This window comes from Arthrospiribacter ruber (assembly GCF_019343195.1).
In the GTDB taxonomy this organism is placed as follows: domain Bacteria; phylum Bacteroidota; class Bacteroidia; order Cytophagales; family Cyclobacteriaceae; genus Arthrospiribacter; species Arthrospiribacter ruber.
Genome location: NZ_RPHB01000005.1, coordinates 97,138 through 118,069 on the forward strand (window position 1 = coordinate 97,138; position 20,932 = coordinate 118,069).

The window sequence follows — 20,932 nt, forward strand, 5'->3', positions numbered from 1 at the left end:
CAGTAGAACCTATTTAGTGGAATAAACCTATGATTTCTAGCTAATCCCGATAAACCGGGACAAGTTATCAATGAATAACTTGTCCGCCGAGGCGGATCCAACTTGCCTGCGGCAGGCAGGTATCTATTATTATCGGATTGATCTAGACCCTTATTTAAATTGGTTAGTGGCATAATTGTGGAAATACATAAAACCTTACATACTCCTTGACTTACTTTGGTTTTTACATTGGAAATCTTGACAATATAAACAATACTGTATTTTTTACACAATGACTCCATTATTTAAATATTCCCAGAAAAAGAAAAACCCCGATTCAGATTAGGTTTCTGATCGGGGTTTTAAAAATGATTTGATCTTGTAGATCAAAACATTCTATTACAAGAAACCCTAAAATTCATTTTTTTAAATACATTATTTTTGGTTTTTTACTGCAGTGCTTTCACCTGAGTAGGTGAATTGATGAAAATCAGCACTATTATCACTTGACTCCCCAGAAGAAGTAGCGTATGGCCCCATGGTAACACCTACAAAGCCTCCGGCCATTCTGGTACTTAGGTATTCCCCTTCAGCAAATTCCAGTACCTCTTTCCAGTCCTTATCTCCTCTTTCCTTAATGGAAAAAGTATATTTAGCATTTTCGAATTCCACTTTTAGGGAAAGGGTAGACTTAGGGGATTTACCTAACTTGGTATTGGAAAGCTCTTCATAAGTGCCTTCCTTGGTAGCTTTGAGTACCTTAGCGAAATGGTTTCCTTCTTCATCTATTCCTTTTGCGAAGAAAATATGATGCTCCTCATTTTGAAGCAACATCATGCCTGCCATTTCATTGGATGATTTTGGTTCAAATGTCAGGTCGGTGGTTGCATATCCCAAATTATGTTGTTGTCTTCTACCGATGAAGCTTGGGTTTTTCCTTTCGAACATGGTCTCTGGCCTAAGCTGTATGGTAAGCTTTTTCGCTTTGGTATTGATAGAATGCCATTTTTCTTTTGGAACTCTTACAAACACCCAATAATCTTTAAGTTTTTCGCTGTCAAAGTTGTCTTTGATGGTAAAACTTCCTGATACAGGGAATGGTATATTTTCCTTATTTTCAGGAAGATCCGGAGCATCATAAAAATATTGCACTTCTGTAAAATCTGCGCTGATTACAGGCCAGTCATCCTCTGTCCAAGTGACAGGTGCCAAAAACACCTCTCTACCGATGTTGTAATAATCCTTTTTGTCGTAAGGTCTGGTCGCAAGAAAAACTGCCCACCACTCTCCGTTTTTTGTTTCCACCATATCAGCATGACCTGCGGCAGAAATCGGATTGGGTCTCGCTGGATCCAAATGCCTCTGAGTCAATATGGGGTTGTTTTTATAAGGAATAAACATTTCTTTCAGGTCTTTGGTCCTAAATACAACCTGTGAGTGATTGACACTTGTCCCGCCTTCAGCAGCCCAGAGGTAGTAATAACCTCTTGTTTTGTAAATATGAGGTGCTTCTATCCAAACAGGCTTGGAATGGATGTCGACCCCACCATTGACCAAAATAACATTATCCCCTACTGTCTTGAGGGTTTCTGTGTCAAACTCAATCATTCTGATCGTTCGGTGACCTCTGTAAAGTGATTTGTTTTCCGGTGGATCACCATTGTAAATGATGTAATTTTTGCCATCATCGTCAAAGAAAATCGAAGGGTCAATTCCCTGAACAGCCGGTAAGAAAACCGGATCACTCCATGGTCCCGCTGGATCTGTTGCAGTAACTACAAAATTTCCCCCTTTACCGACAATAGTGGTAATCATATAAAAAACACCTTCATGGTGCTGTATGGTAGGCGCAAAGATACCTTCTGAAAGCTGTAGACCCTCTACATCCATTTGGGAAGGACGATCCAAAACATGCCCCAATTGTCTCCAATTGACTAAGTCTGTACTATGGAAAATGGGTACTCCAGGAAAGAAGGTAAATGTGGAAGTAACCAGATAAAAATCGTCTCCAACCCTGAACATGCCTGGGTCCGGATAAAATCCAGCTAAAATGGGGTTTTCGAATTTTCTTTCAGATTGGGATTGGGCAATGAGTGCTGATTCAAAACTCAGCAAACACACCAGGAAAAAAACCAGCGTCTTTTTCCCGGTGCTGTTTACCATTCCCCTGATACAATCAACTGTACTGTTCATGGAAAATTTTTAGGTATAATAGGTTTAAGAAATTGAAATGTACGAAAAGCAAAAGTGATACTTTTTTAATATAAATCATTTGTTGTTTTCCATACGCAATCCAATATCGGAATAATAAGTGTGATTTCAACATTTAACTGAAAAAAATTAACGAACTACCTTAAAATCATGATAAAAGGTTCATTTTTGAAAAAACCTAAACTCTTAACTCTGTAAACTTATCTCTCATAAATTCCTATTACAGAATATATCAAACCAATACTTGGTTGACTTTCATTATTTTCGAAAACCTAAACCAAGTGACAAACCAATTATCGTCCTGGTCTTTAAATCATTCCCAGAATTTCAATTCTCAGGAATAGAAATTTCAAAAGAATCAAAATCAGCATAGCCTCTGGTTGATTTGGTAGAATAATAAAAAAGTCCAAACCGGTATCCCATAAAGTGGGGTAATGTATAATTCATCTTAAGTTCTGCCCCAAAATCTTTCCATTCCTTTCCATCTTTGCTGTATTGAAAGAATGCTGAATCCTTTTGGTTCTCAAAATCACAAATAGCTTTAAGGTAAACATTGCCTTCATTCCATGACAATTCTTCCATAACCTGCTCATTATCTTCATTTCCAATGGACATGACAAGTGCCTTTTTTTGATCCCCTGCTTTTATTCCGATAAAACCATATTCTTTTTGCAATAGTCCCAAGCCTACCACATCTCCATCTTCAAGACCTTGCAGGTCAACCCTTGTAACTGCCTGACTTTTTGGACCAAATGTCCTTTGGGTTAAAGTATTTCTGGTTTCCACAAAGTTATTATCTAATCTATCCGACTTTAACCTTAAGAACCCGGGCCTTTCTGTAAGAGACCAATTTTCTTCTACAGGATTGTGATTCCACTGCCACACCAACGGCAGAAAAGTAGAATCTCTTTCCTCTCTTGAAAAGTCATCGGAAGCCACTATTCCAGAAATCAATCCTGTATTTACCGGAAGGTCCAAATAATCAGGGACTTTTCCGTTCTCTCCCAAAACCGGCCAATCATTTTCCCAAGTGACAGGAATCAAATATGGAATTCTTCCCACTGCTCCATAATCTCTAAAAAGATAAGCGTACCAGTTTCCATCAGGTGTATCGATCAGCCCACCCTGCGCAATTCCTCTGTCTTTGAGCACTACTTTTCCCTCGAAGGGACCATGTAGACTTTTGGATCTATGTACCAATACAGTCCTCATGTCTTCTCTGGGCCAGACTATGTTGAACAAATAAAAGTACTCTCCAACTTTGAAGATCTGAGAGCCTTCTGCATTCAACATGATGTTTTCACCTGCAGGTTTACTGGCATTTTCGATCAGTACTCTTTCAGTTCCAGGGACAATCCCGCTCAGGTCTTTTTCTAATTCTACTATGCTGATCTCTCCTGCACCCCAGATCATGTAGATTTTTCCATCTTCATCAAAATAAATGCTGTGGTCATGGTAGGATGGTTCAAAATTCACCTCTTTCCATTCCCCTTTTTCAATATCATCTGTAATGTAAATATGGGTTTTCCCACTTGTTGCAGAAAAAGTACTCAAAAAGAACCTTCCCTCATGGTACCGAAGACAACTGGCCCATGAACCACGTCCATATGCACTTTCTTCTTTACTTAGGTTCATCGCAGCATTATCCACCAGCTGATCGTAGGCATAGCCGATCAATTCCCAATTGGACAAATCAGTCGATTTCATGATGGGAACACCAGGTGACATGTGCATGGTTGTGCTGCTCATGTAATAGGTATCTCCTACCCTGACCATCGATAGATCCGGCACGTCGGCAAATATGATTGGATTTTGTGCTTTTGCTTGCTGTGAAAAAGACAATCTAGGTAAAATTGCCAAGGTAAAAAGAATCACAAAAATCAGCAGTTGCTTAGGAAAAGGGTTTGATAGCATGAATAAATTGATTCTGATTTCGAATTTTTATAATTATGTAATGAAACTTCAGCTGCCTTATCTATTTTAGGTAACATTTCCTTAAATAGACAAGACAGCTGGAAAAATTAAATTCTTAATTGTTTACATACTCCTTTGGCAGAAGCTTTAATTATTAGGATTATAGATTATTTCGGGTCAATATCTAAATATCAATCTAGTATCAATTAAATATCTTCTCAAAATATCATTTAAGCCAAATCCGTGGATCAAGACGGATCCAAAATTACACTTATTGTGCCTGATGCTCGCCCAAAAGCTCTATGATATCACTTACCACAGCTTTTGCCTGATAATCTCTATCAAATAAAAGCGGGTAATCAGTTCTTCCTCTTACAGGGAAATTGTTTTTCCAAGAGTACCTGTCCGTCACACCCCAAAAAGTCACCCTGCTGATGTTGTCTTTGTATTTCAAAAACAAATTGAAGAAATCGAGGTAGCGTTCATTGAACCTTTGCTGAACCGAATCAGGCAAGCCTTCTGTATAGGGATTAAGCATCTGCTGATACTCAATAGAGTCAGAAATCTCCGCCCCTTGATGATTGCTTGGGTTTGGCAATGCAGACACATCCATTTCCGTAATCATGACTTCCACTCCCAAATCAGCAAAAGCTTTGATGCTATTCTCAAACTCTTCCAATGAAGGATAATCCAAGCCAACATGTCCCTGCATACCAATACCGTCAATTTTCACACCTTGTTTCTGTAGGTTCTTTACCATATTTACCACACCTTCTCTTTTTCCCGGCATGGCCATAGAATAGTCGTTGTAAAACAATCGAGCCTCAGGATCCGCTTTATGGGCAAGTTCAAAAGCTATTTTGACAAAATCTTCACCAAGAATCTGATAAAATTTACTGTTTCTCCAAGAACCGTCATCCAAGATGGTTTCATTGACCACATCCCAAGTATGGACCCGGCCTTTGTACCTTCCAACCAAAGTGTTGATATGCGTTTCCATTCTTTCTATAAGAACTTCCTTGGAAACATCATTGCCCTGCTCGTCTACAAAAAACCATCTCGGAGCCTGTGAATGCCAGATCAAAGTGTGTCCATTAATTTCCATTCCGTGCTTCTCGCCAAATTCTACGAACCTGTCCGCGTGCTCCCACACAAACTCCCCTTCTACAGGCTGAATTCTGCCACTTTTCATACAGTTTTCAGCTACAATTGCATTAAAGTGTTGTTTGGTCAGGGCCAAGGATTGGTTTTCTCCACTGTTAAGTTGTCTTTCATTCAGTGCAGTACCGATTTTGAAGAGACCTTCTGCTGCTTTGGCGAGCGATTCATGATTGTCATCTGGATTGGTTTTTGGTTTGGTTTCGTTGATTTCTGAGATCACTGAATATCCAAAAATCATTGCCAAAAATGAATAAATTAGAAATTTCATGGTTAATTAGGTTTGATATAGGTTTGAGAAATGAGTCAAACAATTCTTATTTGACTTTGAAATGATAGGCTATTTTATGTGTGTATTTTTCTCCAGGGTTCAACCTGGCAGTAGGAAATGAGGGTTCATTTGGTGCATTGGGAAAAGTCTGGGGCTCTAGGCAAAGTCCCATGTACTGATTGTAGGTAACATTATCCACCGTTACTTTTCCATCCAGGAAATTACCTGAGTAAAATTGTACTGCTGGAGAATCCGCGTACAATTCCATCAATCTTCCTGAGGCCTCGTGGTAAAGTTCCGCCATTTTTACCAGCTCATCGGAATGGGATTCCTTCACTACAAAGTTATGGTCATAACCTCCTGGTACCTCGGCAATTCTTTCCCCTACTTTATGACTGCTGGTAAAATCAAAAGCTGTTCCTTCCACAGGTTCCAGCTCACCTGTTGGGATCAGTTCATCATCCACAGGTGTATATTTGGAAGCATTCAGGGTAAGTTGATGGCCCAAAATATCCTCCTTCATCCCACTCAGGTTGAAATATCCATGGTGAGTCAGGTTTACAATTGTAGCTTGGTCTGTTTCTGATTCAAATTCCAGTAGCAGCTTATTGTCAGCTGTCAGTTCAAAAGTAAGGGTGGTTTTCAGGTTACCGGGATAACCTTCTTCACCATCTGGACTGGAATAAGACATAATCACCTTTACAGATTTTTCTCCTTCCTGGACATCAGCATCCCAAACCACCCTGTTGAAGCCCAAAAGCCCACCATGCAGATGATTGTTGCCATCATTGGTAGCCAATTGGTAGGTCTGTCCGTCTAATTCAAACTGTCCTTTGGCAATTCTATTTCCAAAACGGCCTATGGCAGCACCAAAATAGTAATCGTTATTGTCATAGTCAGCAATGTTTTCATAACCAAGTACAATGTTTTCACTATTGCCTTCCTTATCCGGCACGATCAATTTAGAGATGATGCCTCCAAAGCTGGAAATTTCAACCTCCATACCATTTCCATTATCCAAGTGAAACACTTTGGCATTTTTATCACCAACTTTCACTTCATTGACTTTTACTTTAAAATTGACTGTTTCTTTGTCCATTTCTTTTTCATCTTTTTGGGGAGTATTGCAGCTGGAAAAAAGAATTCCAGTCAGCGCAATACCCATAAGGCATTTTGTTAGCGGTTTATACATATCAGTAAAATTTAGCATCCCTGCCCATAGTAGGCATCTTTTCCGTGTTTCCTTTCATAGTGTTTTTTGACCAAAGCATCTTTTAGTCTCGCTGCATTGGGGTTGATCTGTAGGGTGAGGTAAGCCATTTTGGCCACTTCTTCCAGAACTTTGCTGTTGTAAACAGCTTTGGATGCATCCTTCCCCCAAGCAAAAGGTCCATGACTGCCTACCAAAATCATTTCTACTTCCTGCGGACTGAGTTTCTTTTCTGCAAAGCAATCCAAAATCTGCTGCCCCGTGTTATGCTCATAATCCCCTTCAATCAGCTTGTCGGCCATAGGTGGAGCACAAGGGATATCGGCAGTCAAGTGATCCGCATGCGTGGTCCCAAAATTGGGAATGTCCATGATGGCCTGCGCCCAGGCCACCGCATAAGTGGAATGCGTATGACATATTCCACCGATAGTTTCCCAATGCTTATACAAAAAAGCATGTGTTTTGGTATCGGATGAAGGTCTCATTTTTCCTTCGACTACCTTACTGTCAAAGTCGACAATGACGATATCATCCACCTTCAGTTCTTCGTAAGGCACACCGCTTGGTTTGATGGCAAAAACACCATTTGCCCTATCCACTGCACTGACATTCCCAAAAGTGTAAACCACCAGGTCCAGTTTTGGCAGTTGCATATTTGCTTCGTAGCATTCACGTTTAAGTTCTTGGTACATTTGGTCTTAGAGTTAAGATTGTAGATTGAAGATTTAAGATTGAAGATTTAAGATTGAAGAGTTAAGATTGGGGGAACTTGGGAGTAGACGGTTATTTGCTTGTTTTTGAGTTGTTGATTCTGCTTTTGACAGTTTTTAAACTGCTTACAAATATTGCTATCAATTCGTCTGCTTCTTTCAATAGGTTGTTAACATCAACCCATCTTTTCTCATGAAGCAACTCCAACCAATAAGCACTTTCATCTATTTCTTCTAATACAATATGCATTTTTGAAATAAACTCCTTATCACTCCTTGACCTACAGACAGCTCTATAATTTGCACCGACTGATGTACTTGACTTTACAAGCTGGAAGGATATTATTTTGGTCCCAACCGAATTCGGCAATACTTCAACAAGGTTCAAAATATCAAGAGCAAATTTTTTTGTCCTTTGTTTGATCAGATTTTGCATTTCGATAAAAATTTAGAATTAAAAAAACATGATTGATAATCATAAATTTAAGTGTTTGATCTTCAAATTCTGCTTTCCAAATCTAAAATCTACCTTCTAAAATCTAATATCAGTTGCCTTCAATATCTTTCCCAAACTCCATATACTCCGCATATAGCTTCTCGTAAATGGTGACATTTTCTGCTATAGGATGGTAGGTTTTGTCAAAGCCACTGCCCATTGCCTGAATGGCTTTTTGGGTATCTTCGTGGATCCCGGCCGCCACAGCCGCATACATCGCTGCACCTAATGCAGGAGCCTGGTCGGATGTAGCTACTTTGATAGGCATATCCAATACATCTGCCATGGTCTGCATAACCAAAGTCGATTTTTTGGCCACCCCACCCAATCCGATTACGGCATCAAGTTGCACTCCTTCTTCCCTGAAGCGGTCAACAATCCTTTTCGAACCAAAACAGATGGCTTCTACCAAAGACTTGAAAATCCTTGCTGCATCTGAACCCATATTCAGGTTTCTGATAGCTCCCTTAAGGGATTGATTGGCGTCAGGGGTTCTTCTTCCATTTATCCAATCCAAAGCAACAAGCTTGGACTCAGCAACAGGTATGGCCAAAGCCTCATCTGAAAGCCTGGTCAGCAGCTGTTCTTCCAACTCAGCTATCAATTGGCTTTTCTGTGTTGCATCCAATGTTTTGCTCTCTTTTATCATTGCGATAGAAGGCTTTAGAATAAGGTTCTTAAACCAAGCCAATACATCTCCGAAACCGGATTGGCCTGCTTCCAAGCCTATGGTACCCGGAATCACCGAGCCATCCACCTGTCCGCATATTCCTTTGACCAGTTTGGCCCCTATAGTTTCTTTGGAGGCAACCATGACATCACAGGTGGAAGTCCCCATTACTTTGACAAGTGTATTTTCAGTGATTTCCCCTCCTACGGCACCTGCATGGGCATCAAAAGTGCCTACTGCTACAACAACAGCGGTAGAAAGTCCTAATTTATCTGCCCATTCTTCACTGAGTTTGCCTGCTACTTCGTCTGAAGTGTAGGTTTCACTATAAAGCCTGTCTTTCAAATCTGCCAGGTATGGATCAAATTTTCCGAGAAACTCTTTGGGTGGTAAACCTCCCCATGACTCATGCCAAAGTGCTTTATGTCCAGCTGCACATCTACTCCTTTTCAAAGCCAAAGGATCTGTGCAGCCAATCAGCTGGGCTGTTATGAAGTCACAATGCTCCATCCATGAAAAGGCAGATTTTTTTATCTTGTCATCCTGTCTGATGATGTGCAGGATTTTTGCCCAAAACCACTCGGATGAGTAGATTCCTCCCTCGTACTTGGTGAAGTCCTCCCCTCCCCAAGTACGGGCAACATGGTTGATTTCATCAGCTTCCGCAATGGAGGTATGGTCTTTCCACAATACCATCATGGCATTGGGGTTATCCTTAAAATCCGGATGAAAAGCCAAAGACTGGGCTTTGTTATCAACAGCCATTGGAGAAGACCCAGTAGTATCCACACAGATGGCCTTGACTTGGCTTGGTTCAATTTCAGATTGGGCAATTACTCCTTTGATGGTCATTTCCAGACCTTCGAGATGATCAGATGGATGTTGCCTGAAGCGATTGATAACAGGATCACAGTACTTTCCGGCTTTCCATCTGGGATACCAATAGACTTCACTAGCCAAGGTGCTGCCATCAGCACTGTCTACCAATACCGCCCGGACAGAATCCGTCCCATAATCCAATCCAATTACATACTCTTTGCTCATATTTCTACTTATTTTACCCTGACCATTAATACTGAATTGGCAGGTACTGCAATTTTCAGGTTGTCTTTGTTCAATTTAAAATCCTTAAAATCAGCTTTTTTGACCACGTCTTTTTTGTCAAAAGAATTGTATGAGTCGATTGAAGCTGCAGTTACAATCTGGGCAGTAACATTTTTGGCTTCGATCCCTCTCAAGGCCACATCCAAGTCGATTTTTTTGTCCGGATGGATGTTTGCGATACTGATATTCACTGTACCATCACCAGATTTGGAAGAAGAAACACTAAGTGCTTCCAGCTTTTCTTTTCCAAAGCTAACTTCCTCTGAGATCAAATGGTGTGACAAAAGTGTAGCATCTTTATGAGGCTTGTACAGGTCAAATACATGATATGTAGGTGTCAAAATCATGTCATTTTCATTGGTCAAAATGATTGCCTGAAGCACATTGACCGTCTGTGCCAGATTGGCCATGTGAACCCTTTCTGCATGCTTGTTGAAGATGTTGAGTGAAATTGCCGCAACATGGGCATCCCTCATGGTATTTTGCTGATACAGAAAACCTGGGTTGGTTCCAGGCTCGACTTGAAACCAAGTACCCCACTCATCCAGAATAATCCCCACTTTCTTTTCTGGGTCATACTTGTCCATGATGGTGCTGTGCTTGGTGATCAACTCATCTACCCTTGAAGCTTTTCTTAAAGTTTCAAGATATTCTTCTTTGGTAAATTCTGTTGCCTTTCCTTTATTCTCCCAAGTACCGGTTACCGTATAATAATGAAGGGACAAACCATCCATCATGTTTAGGGGAATATTTTTCATCAAAACATCAGTCCAGTTCAGGTCCCAATCATTGGCACCACCTGCAATCTTGTAAAGTTTATTTCCTCCATAATCCCTGGCAAAGGTGGCATACCTTCTGTACTCATTGGCATAGTATTCCGGAGTCATATTACCGCCACATCCCCAGCTTTCGTTACCTACTCCCCAGTATTTGATGTTCCATGGTTCTTCCTGACCGTTCTTTTTTCTCAATTCAGCCATTGGGCTCACGCCATCAAAATTGATGTACTCTATCCACTTGGACATTTCTTCTACCGAACCGGAACCAACATTTCCTGTAATGTATGGCTCTGTTCCTATCTTCTTGGCGAAATTCAAAAATTCATGTGTTCCAAAGGAGTTGTCTTCTGTCACACCTCCCCAGTGGGTATTTACCATTTTGGGCCTATCCGCAGGATCTCCGATCCCATCAGTCCAATGGTATTCGTCAGCAAAGCAGCCTCCAGGCCACCTCAGATTAGGGATTTCCAGATCAATCAAGGCCTGCATCACATCTTTCCTGTACCCGTCTTCATTGGGCACATCCGAATCCGGGCCTACCCAAATCCCTCCATAGATATTCCTACCCAAATGCTCAGCAAAATGTCCGTAAATATGCCTGTTGATGGTGACCGTCCCCTGATCTGCATTAACAATCAGGCGGTTTTGGGCTGTAGTCACAAATGTAAGCAACAATGCTGCTGCCAGTAACATCAGTCCTTTTAAGCGTCCGGTTTTCATAAATTTTATTGGTTGAGTGTTTATTGTTAAATCTATTTTAATGGATTACTTGATAAGTTCAAACCTGTTATAGGCTCCTTTTCATAAGCCTGATATGGTGAATTTTAGGGCTCAGTCTACCATTGCTTTCAATCTTGAATTCAAGTATCTCAGCATTTTTGTTTTCCAAATTGTAATCAACCATATATAATTGATCATTTACCCCTGCCAATGATTCTTTTTTCAGCAAATCCCCATTGATATAAATATTGAATTCCTCATCAGAAGAAGGCAAAAGGTAAATAACCCTGATCACTTTCCCCTCTTTTTCTTGGTTCTTCAAGATATACTGAAAAAAGTCAGAAGTCTGTCTCCAAAATCTCCCGTTTTCCTGCCCGATTTCAGTATTCCTCCCTTTGAATGAATGTTCAGTTTCGGGTTGTTGCTCACCGGCAGCCACCTGATCTACGGTAACCTCCTCCAAACGTCGCATCAGCTCATCTCTTTCATAAAGCTGGTTTTTGAATTCTCCTAGCTCATCTTTATCAGCAATCGGCCAGTACAATTGATACCTGCTATCATGAATTTCAAAAAAGGGTAGTAATTCAATTTGTTCATCCGATTGGTGAAATTCATTTGAAGCAATTAGAAACCTAAACCCTTCCTGTTGCACGGGAAGAGGATTGTTCTCTTTTTTCAAAACCTGATTGAGTTCGAGAGGGACCATTTTGCCGGCAGCCACATGGCCCATCCTACTTTCGTCTGCAAACAATCCCTTGAGATCATCTGCACCCGTTTTTGCACCTAGCACAATCGGCCCATGACTGAAAGACACCCAATTGGATCCATCAGGAAGTCTCTCTGCCTTTGTTTCCATAGGTAGTTTGAGGTTGATTTTATCTTTAGATGTCCATTCTCTATTTAATGTGATATACCCATGCCTGTCCACGCTAACTTCTACCTGTTCTCCATTTATTGTGACTTCCAACATCCCTTCTTTAACCCAATTCGGATATCTTATTTTAAGGTTAAATGACTTTTTCCCTTTATGGGAAAAGGTAATTTCACTCTCATCTTTGTAAGGAAAATCGGTTTTTTGAATGAGTTTTATTCCCTTTTCCTGCCAGTCCAGTTCAGAAGCGATAAATAAATTCAGATACAAATCATCTTTTCTGTATGCGTAAATGGCCTGACCATATTTGGCATGATTTTCCAAACCGGAACCCACACAGCACCAAAAATTCTCATGTGGCTGGGAATACACCCGATAATGTTGAGGGCGCATGGAAGTGAAATACACAAAGCCACCTTTTTCTGGATGTTGGGTGGACAGAATATGGTTGAAAACAGCTCGTTCGTAATAATCAATATACTTCCTGTCAGGAGCCAGCTGAAAAAGCATTTCAGAAAGCCTCATCATATTATAGGTGTTGCAGGTCTCGGGTCCCTGTTCGGAGGAAAGCATGGATGAAAAATCACTTGTAGGATGAAAATGCTCCCTCACGCTGTTTCCACCAATTGAAACGGAGCGTTGGTGCACTACATTCTTCCAGAAAAAGTCAGAAGCCTGATGTAAATTCTGATCTTTGGACACTTGTGCAATTCTCTGAAAACCGATCACTTTGGGAATTTGGGTATTGGCATGAAGGCCATTCAGTTCGTCTTTCTCTTCTTTTAAAGGTTGGAGGATGGCATTGTGGGACATTTTCTTGGCCAATGACAAATATTTTGAATCTCCGGTCATCACTGCAACATCAGCAAAAACTTCATTTAAGCCGCCATGCTCACTGATGAGCATTTCCTGAAACTGATCTTCCGTGAACCCATCCGTGAGGTCTAAAAACCAATCAGAAAGCGATACAAGCATAGGTTTCGCTATTTCCTTCCCTCCTATCCAATAGGCATCCCTCAATCCTGCAAAAATTTTATGAATGTTGTATAAGGGAACCCACCTGTCATTGAGTGAAAAGTTGCCTGCATTGATCTTACCGGATTTAAGTTCATTCCAAATTTTTCTGCCATCAGGAACCCCGCCAAGATAACCATCCCCACTTTGGTCCTGTGCAAGCTTCAATTGCTCCAGCATGTAGTCCAACCTTTTATTGATTTCAGGGTCTCCTGTAGACGCAAACATCAAGGAAAGGGCAGAAAGATAATGCCCTCCAATATGACCATCCAGACCTGTGTTTTCCCAATTTCCGTAGTTATCAGCGGACCAAGTAAGCCCCGCTTCTTTCATGTAAGGAGCGAGAAGTCTGTCCACATCCATTTCAAGAATGTATTTTTTATCAACCTCCTGAGCTCTTTTGAAAGGACTATCTTTGAGTTTTACTTGCCTGAGATCGAAAAATTGCACCTGATCATCCTGAGCTTTTGCCTGCTGAGAGAGGGTACATTGAAAAATAAATAATAACAATATGATAATTAATGGTCTCATGGGTCTAGGTTATCTTCCGGTTATCTGAATACTCTGAGTACACTTTGATGTATATCCTTCAGATCAATATGAAAGGACAATATAAAAACATTAATTGTATTTTTAACACTAAATATTAAAAATGAATTTTTGCTTTACTTAATTTGCTAAAACACTTCTTATGTTTACGATAAAATGAAAATCATTTAAAAATCTCAAAATAAATCCCTTATATTTAAAGTGTTTATACTACACTTTAATAAACTCAAGCCAAATGACCAGAAAAACATTGCTCCCAATTTTTGTTTTATGTTTGTTTACAATCTTGTGTAATGCACAAAAAGATACTTTACAGGCTCCGATCGGATTTGACCAACAAAGGGCCAATATTGAAAGAGGAAGAATAGATACGATCTCCTATCCGTCCAGTACAGTTGGGGTAGATAGAAAGGCTTTGGTTTACACTCCACCTTCTTTTAATGAAAATAAGGAATACCCTGTTCTGTATCTTCTTCATGGAATAGGTGGTGACGAAAAAGAATGGCTAGACCAAGGATCTCCTCAGGTCATATTTGACAACCTTTATGCTGATAAAAAGCTAGCCGATATGATCGTAGTGCTGCCTAATGGAAGGGCAATGAAAGACGATCGGGCAACAGGAAACATCTTTGACAGCCTGAAGGTACAGGCCTTTTCTACTTTTGAAAAAGACCTTCTGAAAGACCTAATCCCATTTATCGAAAAGAAATACCCCATAAAAACGGATAGAGAAAACCGTGCATTGGCTGGACTGTCCATGGGAGGCGGGCAATCTCTGAATTTCGGTCTTGGCAATCTGGATACATTTGCTTGGGTCGGAGGTTTTTCTTCTGCCCCGAACACAAGGTTACCGGAAACACTTCTACCAGATCCAGATGCTGCTAAAGACAAACTTAAACTGCTTTGGATCTCATGTGGATCAGATGATAACCTCTTTCATATCAGCGAAAGAACCCATGAATACATGAAAAAACATGGGGTGCCACATATCTATTATGTAGAGCCCGGAGGACATGATTTTAAAGTTTGGAGAAATGATCTATACCTTTTCTCGCAGCTTCTTTTTCAAGAAAGCGATAATAGCGAATATCCGTATTTTCCAGAAACAGGCACTCTATAAAAAATTGTATACAAAAACATGAATTTGTAACCGTCAAATCTTACTTTAGCTATTTAGTCGCCTATTAAATCAAATAAATAGATGCAATATTCAAATCAAAAAAGACTTTTGGTCGCTGTAGACTGTATTATTTTCGGTTTTGACGGAAGTGAATACAAGTTGCTTCTTATACAAAGGGGATTCGCTCCTGAAAAGGAAAAATGGAGTCTCATGGGAGGTTTTGTTCAGGAAACTGAATCTCTAGATGAAGCCGCTAACAGAATCCTGAATCAATTGACCGGATTGCATGATATCTATATGGAGCAGATTCAGGCATTCAGCAGGCCAGACAGGGACCCCATAGAAAGAGTGTTGGCTATACCCTATGTCGCTTTGATTGATATAGAAAAATACCAACGTCAAATCAATGACAACTTTCATGCACATTGGTTTCCACTCAAATCTTTGCCTAAATTGATTTTTGATCATCAGGAAATGGTAGACCTTGCATTAAATAAACTGAGGTATAAGGCAGCTTTTCATCCCATCCTATTCGAACTTTTACCTGATAAATTCACCTTACCGCAGTTGCAGGCCATGTACGAAGGTCTTTATGAAACTAAGATTGACAAAAGGAATTTTACCCGCAAACTACTTTCTACCAACCTGCTGAAAAAGGAAAAAGAAAAAGATAAATCAAGCTCCAAGAAAGGAGCATATTATTACAGTTTGGATGAAGGGCACTATAAAGACAATTTTTTGAGTATTCACAACTTTATGCCAAAGAGTGAAATCTTCTTCGAAAGCAATTAATTTTTTGCCAAAATTTTTTTATCACAATTTTTATGTGTAATTAAGACACTTAATTACTTAAACCTATTTAATAACATCTCGATAAACCCCCAATAAACCTAATGGAATCAGGCTTTTCCACATTAGATTATATAGTTTTTGCTGTATATGCCACCATCATAGTAGCAGTAGGACTCTATGTCTCCAGGACTAAAAAAGGTATCCAGAAAACCGCTCAGGAATATTTTTTGGCTGATAAATCTCTAACATGGTGGGCTGTAGGAGCTTCCCTCATTGCGGCTAATATTTCTGCAGAACACTTTATAGGTACATCAGGATCAGGTTTTGCCATAGGACTGGGAATAGCTGCATACGAATGGATAGCTGCTGTGACCTTGATCATTGTTGCCAAGTATTTCCTACCGGTGTTTCTTAAAAATGGCATATACACCATGCCACAATTCCTGAAGTCGAGATTTGATGGAAGGGTTAGTACAGCCTTTGCAGTATTTTGGCTTTTGGTGTATGTTTTTGTCAACTTAACATCAGTAAGTTATTTGGGAGCTTTGGCTTTAGAAAAAATCATGGGGGTTCCCCTTCAATATGGCATCATAGGTTTATTGATCTTCTCAGGAATTTACTCCATATATGGAGGCCTGGAAGCTGTAGCATGGACAGACGTTGTGCAGGTAGTAGTTTTGATAGCGGGTGGGCTTATCACTACATATTTGGCGCTTGATGCTGTTGGTGATGGTTCGGGTATTTTTGTGGGCATGTCCAACCTTTATGAAGGTGCTAAAGAGCACTTTGTAATGATCATACCTCAAGGAGAAATCATGATTCCTGATGGTGAAGGTGGCTTAAAAGATGCCTACCAAGACCTGCCTGGTATTGCAGTAATTCTAGGGGCTATGTGGTTGACCAATATAGGTTATTGGGGATTCAATCAATACATCATTCAGAAAGGATTGGCAGCAAAAAGTATAGATGAAGCCAAAAAAGGATTGATCTTTGCGGGTTATCTTAAAATTTTAATTCCGGTTTTGGTTGTCATACCGGGAATAGCTGCTTGGGTGTTGATCAACAAATCCAGCCCCGAAGAATTGTCAGCCATGCTCAATCTGCCGATAGAACAGATTGGAACGATTGATAAATCAGACGAAGCTTATCCTTGGCTTTTGAAAAACTTCGTGCCTGCAGGGATCAGAGGTTTGGCCTTTGCAGCGCTCGCTGCGGCTATTGTCTCTTCACTTGCTTCAATGATCAACAGTACTTCCACAATTTTCACAATGGATATTTACCGGGAATTTTTCAATCCCAAAGCCAACAACAGGCAGTTGGTAAACTCAGGGAGACTGGTAGCCGTGGTTGCTTTATTGATTGCCATGTTTGTTGCCCCGCAACTTGCTACTTTGGATCAAGTTTTCCAATATATTCAAGAATACACCGGCTATATCTATCCTGGAGTAGTTGCCGTTTTCTGTATGGGATTATTCTGGAGACAGATTACGGCAAACGGGGCCTTGTGGACAGCAATAGCCACCTTACCTGCCGGCATCTTATGCAAGGTGATTTATCCTGACATGCCTTTTATCCTACGGATGGGATATGTTTTTATCTTCTTGCTTCTAGTTGCTTCAGTAATAAGCTTTACTGAAAAAAAGTCTTTTCTCAACCCAGATTACCGCGAAAAAAGCAAAGCAGGAAACACAGTGACAATCTCTTCTTTCTTTATGATATTGGGTATAGCAATTGCTGCTCTTGCCTTTATTCAATTCGATGTCTGGGGAAAATTTGGAATTGAATCCGCCTTTATGATGGCCTCCCTTCTTTTGATGCTGGGTGTCATTTTTTATACCAATGTAAGGTTAAAAACAGCAGACCCTAAATCACTTTCAACTGATCCTGCGCTTTTCAACACGGCCACGCCGTTTAACCTTTCAGCAGCAGGAATCATATTGATCGTGGGATTACTATATTATTTCTTTTGGATGTAAAATATAAAAATAACAAACCTAATGATGAACGACCTAAAACTTAATCAGGTATGGCTGATCACAGGAAGCCAACACCTTTATGGTGAAGAGACTTTAAAGCAAGTAGCAGAACATTCTCAAACCATTGCCAAGTCACTTAATGAGCAAAAAGGAATAAGTGTAGAAATTGTCTATAAACCAATAGTAAAAACTTCTGAAGAGATTTATGCAGTTTGTCAAGAAGCCAATCAAGATAAGTCATGCATAGGACTTATCACATGGATGCATACCTTCTCTCCGGCTAAGATGTGGATTTCAGGACTGAAAGTTCTACAGAAGCCCCTACTCCATCTTCATACCCAGTTCAATAGGGACATACCTTGGAATGATATTGACATGGATTTTATGAACCTGAATCAAAGTGCGCATGGGGACAGGGAATTCGGGTTTATTGTATCCAGAATGAATATTGAGCGAAAAGTGGTCACAGGTCATTGGCAGGATCCTGCAGCCATAAGACAGATTGATGCTTGGGCAAGGGCTGCTTCAGCATGGGCAGATTGGCAGGGTGCCAAGTTTGCGAGGTTTGGAGACAATATGAGAAATGTGGCGGTGACTGAGGGGGATAAAGTGGAAGCTGAGCTGAAATTTGGATTCGCAGTAAATACTTTCCCTGTCGGTGACTTGGTAGCCTATGTCAATGCTGCTACTGAAAATGAGGTCAAAGCGCTGATCGATGAGTATGAAGCAAGCTATATTATGGCTGACAATCTTAAGAAAGGTGCTAATCGGAGGTCTTCTTTGATAGACGCTGCTCAGATTGAAGTCGGAATGCGCAACTTCCTGAAAGAAGGTGGTTTTAAAGGTTTCAGCAACACATTTGAGGATTTGCACGGGATGAAGCAACTTCCCGGAATTGCTACACAAAGGCTGATGGCTGAGGGTTATGGTTATGCCGGAGAAGGAGATTGGAAAACTGCTGCACTTGTCAGAGCAATGAAAGTAATGGGAACAGGTTTGGAAGGCGGAAATGCCTTTATGGAAGATTATACTTATCATTTTGATCCTGAAAACAGCATGGTATTGGGTGCTCATATGCTAGAGGTAGATCCGGTATTGGCGGCAGAAAAACCAAAATGCGAAGTCCATCCTTTGGGAATAGGAGGAAAAGAAGATCCTGTAAGATTGGTATTCAATGGCAAAGGCGGTGCGGCTCTGAATGCCTCTCTTGTGGACATGGGCAATAGGTTTAGATTGGTCGTAAATGCCGTAGAAGCAGTGGAAATCCCACAGGATCTTCCAAAGCTACCGGTAGCAAGGGTGATGTGGAAACCTTTGCCTGACATGCAAACAGGCTGTTCAGCTTGGATTTATGCCGGGGGTGCACACCATACCTGCTTTAGTCAGAACCTGAGCACTGAACACCTAGAAGATTTTGCAAAAATTGCCGGTATCGAAAATGTGACCATCGATCAAAACACGCAGTTGAAGCAACTTCAAAATGAATTGCGCTGGAGCTCTAAGTATTATTCATAAAAAGTAAAGAGGCTGACATTTTGAAAAACCAGCCTCTTTTTTTTTCTATCCCCAACTCTGTTTGGTCGATAAATAAATTTTTTAATAGTTTAAGAGTAAAAAATAATATTTATAATATAAAAACTAAATTTTTCATATATTTTTGAACTACATATTTGTTTCTTTTTAAACGTATGAAGTTTATCATTAAAAAATCCAACAACATCAATTATCATGAGAAAAATTCTGCACTTAATTTTACTTTCTTTTTTTTGGATAATTACTTCCAATGTACATGCACAAAGCCAAACTGAAAATGACCAAACATTCAAAGGGCCCATACAAAAAGGCAAATACACTTTGGGTGGAAACTTCTTTATTGGTGAGGGCATTACATCTGTGCAGGCAGGTGTAGGTTATTTCTTTTCAGATAAAATAGGACTCGGCATTGACGGAACTTATGTGAATGAATTGTTTTTAGTTCAGTTACTACCAAGGTATTATTTCCATGTTCTTGACAATACCTATATCTTTTTGGAGCTTGGCGTTACCGCAGGAGATATTTTTGGCGTTTCGGGTGGAGCTGGAGTGACTTATTTCATCAATGAACGGATTGGACTTCAGGGAAGACTCAACAATTTTAGCGGAGGTGGTGTAGGAATGGTGGTATTGTTTGGCGGGAAAAACAGATGATATTAGGAATATTCAAACATCTCCTAGAAGTTGAATTAGTTTTTAAAGAAGATACTAATTGATATTAAGTTGATACTGGGATATTTATTTACCTGACATCAAGAATTGACTTTACTACCTTGGTTAGTGCTTTCTTCCGGATATTTCAACAAAAATAACAAAAGGATCAGGCTGCGCCTGATCCTTTTGTTTAGGTAAAATCCAAATTGGAATTTTCATCACTATTTCACCCTGATTTTCTTCTCAGAGCGATTTTAGCTTTTTTCACAATATTCTCGGCATTCAGTCCATATTTTTCCAGGAGCTGTGTCGGCGTACCTGATTCTCCAAAGGAATCGTTGACCCCCACATACTCCAGCGGAGCAGGATGGTTTCTGATCAGTGTCTGGGCGATACTGTCCCCCAAACCTCCGTTGAGCTGATGCTCTTCGGCAGATACCGCGCAGCCTGTCTTGGCTACAGAGTCCAATATAGCTTCGGTATCCAATGGTTTGATGGTGTGGATGTTGATTACCTCGGCGGAAATGCCTTCCTCTCTCAACATGGCTTCCGCTACCACTGCTTCCCATACCAGGTGGCCTGTGGCAAAGATGGTCACGTCCTTGCCATCGATCATTTTCCAGGCCTTGCCGATCTCAAACTTCTGGTCTGCAGGGGTGAATATAGGCCAGCTTGGTCTGCCGAACCTGAGGTAGGCAGGACCTACATGGTCCACCAATGCCAGTGTCGCGGCCTTGGTCTGATTGTAGTCACAGGGATTGATCACTGTCATGTGCGGCAGCATTCTCATCATGCCCAGGTCTTCCAGTATCTGGTGCGTGGCACCGTCCTCGCCCAGCGTAAGGCCGGCATGGGAGGCGCAGATTTTCACATTCTTGTCCGAATAGGCCACAGACTGTCTGATCTGGTCGTAGACACGTCCTGTGGAGAAATTGGCAAAGGTGCCCGTGAAAGGGATTTTGCCCCCTATGGTCATACCGGCGGCAAGTCCTATCATGTTGGCTTCCGCGATACCTACCTGGAAAAACCTCTCGGGAAATTCCTTCTGGAAGGCCCCCATTTTCAGTGAACCTATCAGGTCGGCACAGAGGCCTACCACATTGGGGTTGTTTCTTCCTGCTTCCAGCAGTCCGTCACCGAAGCCGGAGCGTGTGTCCTTCTTTTCGGTATAGGTGTATTTTAAGTCAAGTGTCTTTTCCAT

At 40.7% G+C, this 20,932-nt stretch carries 15 protein-coding genes; 5 read left to right on the plus strand and 10 right to left on the minus strand.

The features are described 5' to 3' along the window. Positions 1 to 414 precede the first annotated feature (414 nt). The 9 genes from EGN73_RS11260 to EGN73_RS11300 form a co-directional block, all read right to left on the minus strand. A complete protein-coding gene (locus EGN73_RS11260) occupies positions 415 to 2,172 on the minus strand; it encodes a glycoside hydrolase family 43 protein (protein ID WP_219289635.1) in 1,758 nt (585 codons plus the stop codon). Between the two features lie 345 nt (positions 2,173 to 2,517). Then, a complete protein-coding gene (locus tag EGN73_RS11265; RefSeq protein WP_219289638.1) occupies positions 2,518 to 4,104 on the minus strand; it encodes a glycoside hydrolase family 43 protein in 1,587 nt (528 codons plus the stop codon). A 271-nt stretch (positions 4,105 to 4,375) separates the two neighbouring features. Beyond that, a complete protein-coding gene (locus EGN73_RS11270) occupies positions 4,376 to 5,533 on the minus strand; it encodes an endo-1,4-beta-xylanase (protein WP_219289640.1) in 1,158 nt (385 codons plus the stop codon). A gap of 46 nt (positions 5,534 to 5,579) precedes the next feature. Beyond that, the gene (locus EGN73_RS11275) at positions 5,580 to 6,725 is read right to left on the minus strand and encodes an aldose epimerase family protein (RefSeq protein ID WP_219289642.1); all 1,146 of its coding nucleotides are present in this window, start codon (positions 6,723 to 6,725) and stop codon (positions 5,580 to 5,582) included. A gap of 11 nt (positions 6,726 to 6,736) precedes the next feature. Continuing rightward, complete coding sequence (locus tag EGN73_RS11280; protein WP_219289645.1) at positions 6,737 to 7,435, minus strand: L-ribulose-5-phosphate 4-epimerase; 699 nt, start codon at positions 7,433 to 7,435, stop codon at positions 6,737 to 6,739. 91 nt (positions 7,436 to 7,526) lie between these two features. Next, entirely contained in the window at positions 7,527 to 7,889 is a 363-nt protein-coding gene (locus tag EGN73_RS11285) for a four helix bundle protein (RefSeq protein WP_219289648.1), read from the minus strand. 109 nt (positions 7,890 to 7,998) lie between these two features. Beyond that, positions 7,999 to 9,663, minus strand: coding sequence for a ribulokinase (locus EGN73_RS11290; protein WP_219289651.1), 1,665 nt, complete (start codon positions 9,661 to 9,663; stop codon positions 7,999 to 8,001). An 8-nt stretch (positions 9,664 to 9,671) separates the two neighbouring features. Further along, positions 9,672 to 11,222 (minus strand): alpha-N-arabinofuranosidase, encoded by a 1,551-nt coding sequence (locus EGN73_RS11295; protein WP_219289653.1) that lies wholly within the window; start codon positions 11,220 to 11,222, stop codon positions 9,672 to 9,674. A gap of 67 nt (positions 11,223 to 11,289) precedes the next feature. Continuing rightward, positions 11,290 to 13,638 carry a glycoside hydrolase family 127 protein gene (locus EGN73_RS11300; protein WP_219289655.1) on the minus strand — a complete coding sequence of 783 codons (2,349 nt, stop codon included), beginning with the start codon at positions 13,636 to 13,638 and terminating at the stop codon, positions 11,290 to 11,292. Positions 13,639 to 13,891: 253 nt separating this feature from the next. Here EGN73_RS11300 and EGN73_RS11305 point away from each other — a divergent pair, with 253 nt between their 5' ends. From EGN73_RS11305 to EGN73_RS11325, 5 genes are all read left to right on the plus strand, one after another. Then, positions 13,892 to 14,776, plus strand: a complete 885-nt coding sequence (locus EGN73_RS11305; RefSeq protein ID WP_219289656.1) for an alpha/beta hydrolase — start codon at positions 13,892 to 13,894, stop codon at positions 14,774 to 14,776. Between the two features lie 81 nt (positions 14,777 to 14,857). After that, complete coding sequence (locus tag EGN73_RS11310) at positions 14,858 to 15,568, plus strand: NUDIX hydrolase (RefSeq protein ID WP_219289659.1); 711 nt, start codon at positions 14,858 to 14,860, stop codon at positions 15,566 to 15,568. 101 nt (positions 15,569 to 15,669) lie between these two features. Then, positions 15,670 to 17,544 (plus strand): sodium/sugar symporter, encoded by a 1,875-nt coding sequence (locus tag EGN73_RS11315; RefSeq protein WP_219289660.1) that lies wholly within the window; start codon positions 15,670 to 15,672, stop codon positions 17,542 to 17,544. A gap of 24 nt (positions 17,545 to 17,568) precedes the next feature. Next, the gene (gene araA / locus EGN73_RS11320; RefSeq protein ID WP_219290372.1) at positions 17,569 to 19,059 is read left to right on the plus strand and encodes an L-arabinose isomerase; all 1,491 of its coding nucleotides are present in this window, start codon (positions 17,569 to 17,571) and stop codon (positions 19,057 to 19,059) included. A 213-nt stretch (positions 19,060 to 19,272) separates the two neighbouring features. Beyond that, entirely contained in the window at positions 19,273 to 19,731 is a 459-nt protein-coding gene (locus EGN73_RS11325) for a hypothetical protein (protein WP_219289663.1), read from the plus strand. A 226-nt stretch (positions 19,732 to 19,957) separates the two neighbouring features. Here the strand turns inward: EGN73_RS11325 and EGN73_RS11330 are convergent, their stop codons facing one another. Beyond that, positions 19,958 to 20,932 carry a transketolase family protein gene (locus EGN73_RS11330; protein WP_219289666.1) on the minus strand — a complete coding sequence of 325 codons (975 nt, stop codon included), beginning with the start codon at positions 20,930 to 20,932 and terminating at the stop codon, positions 19,958 to 19,960.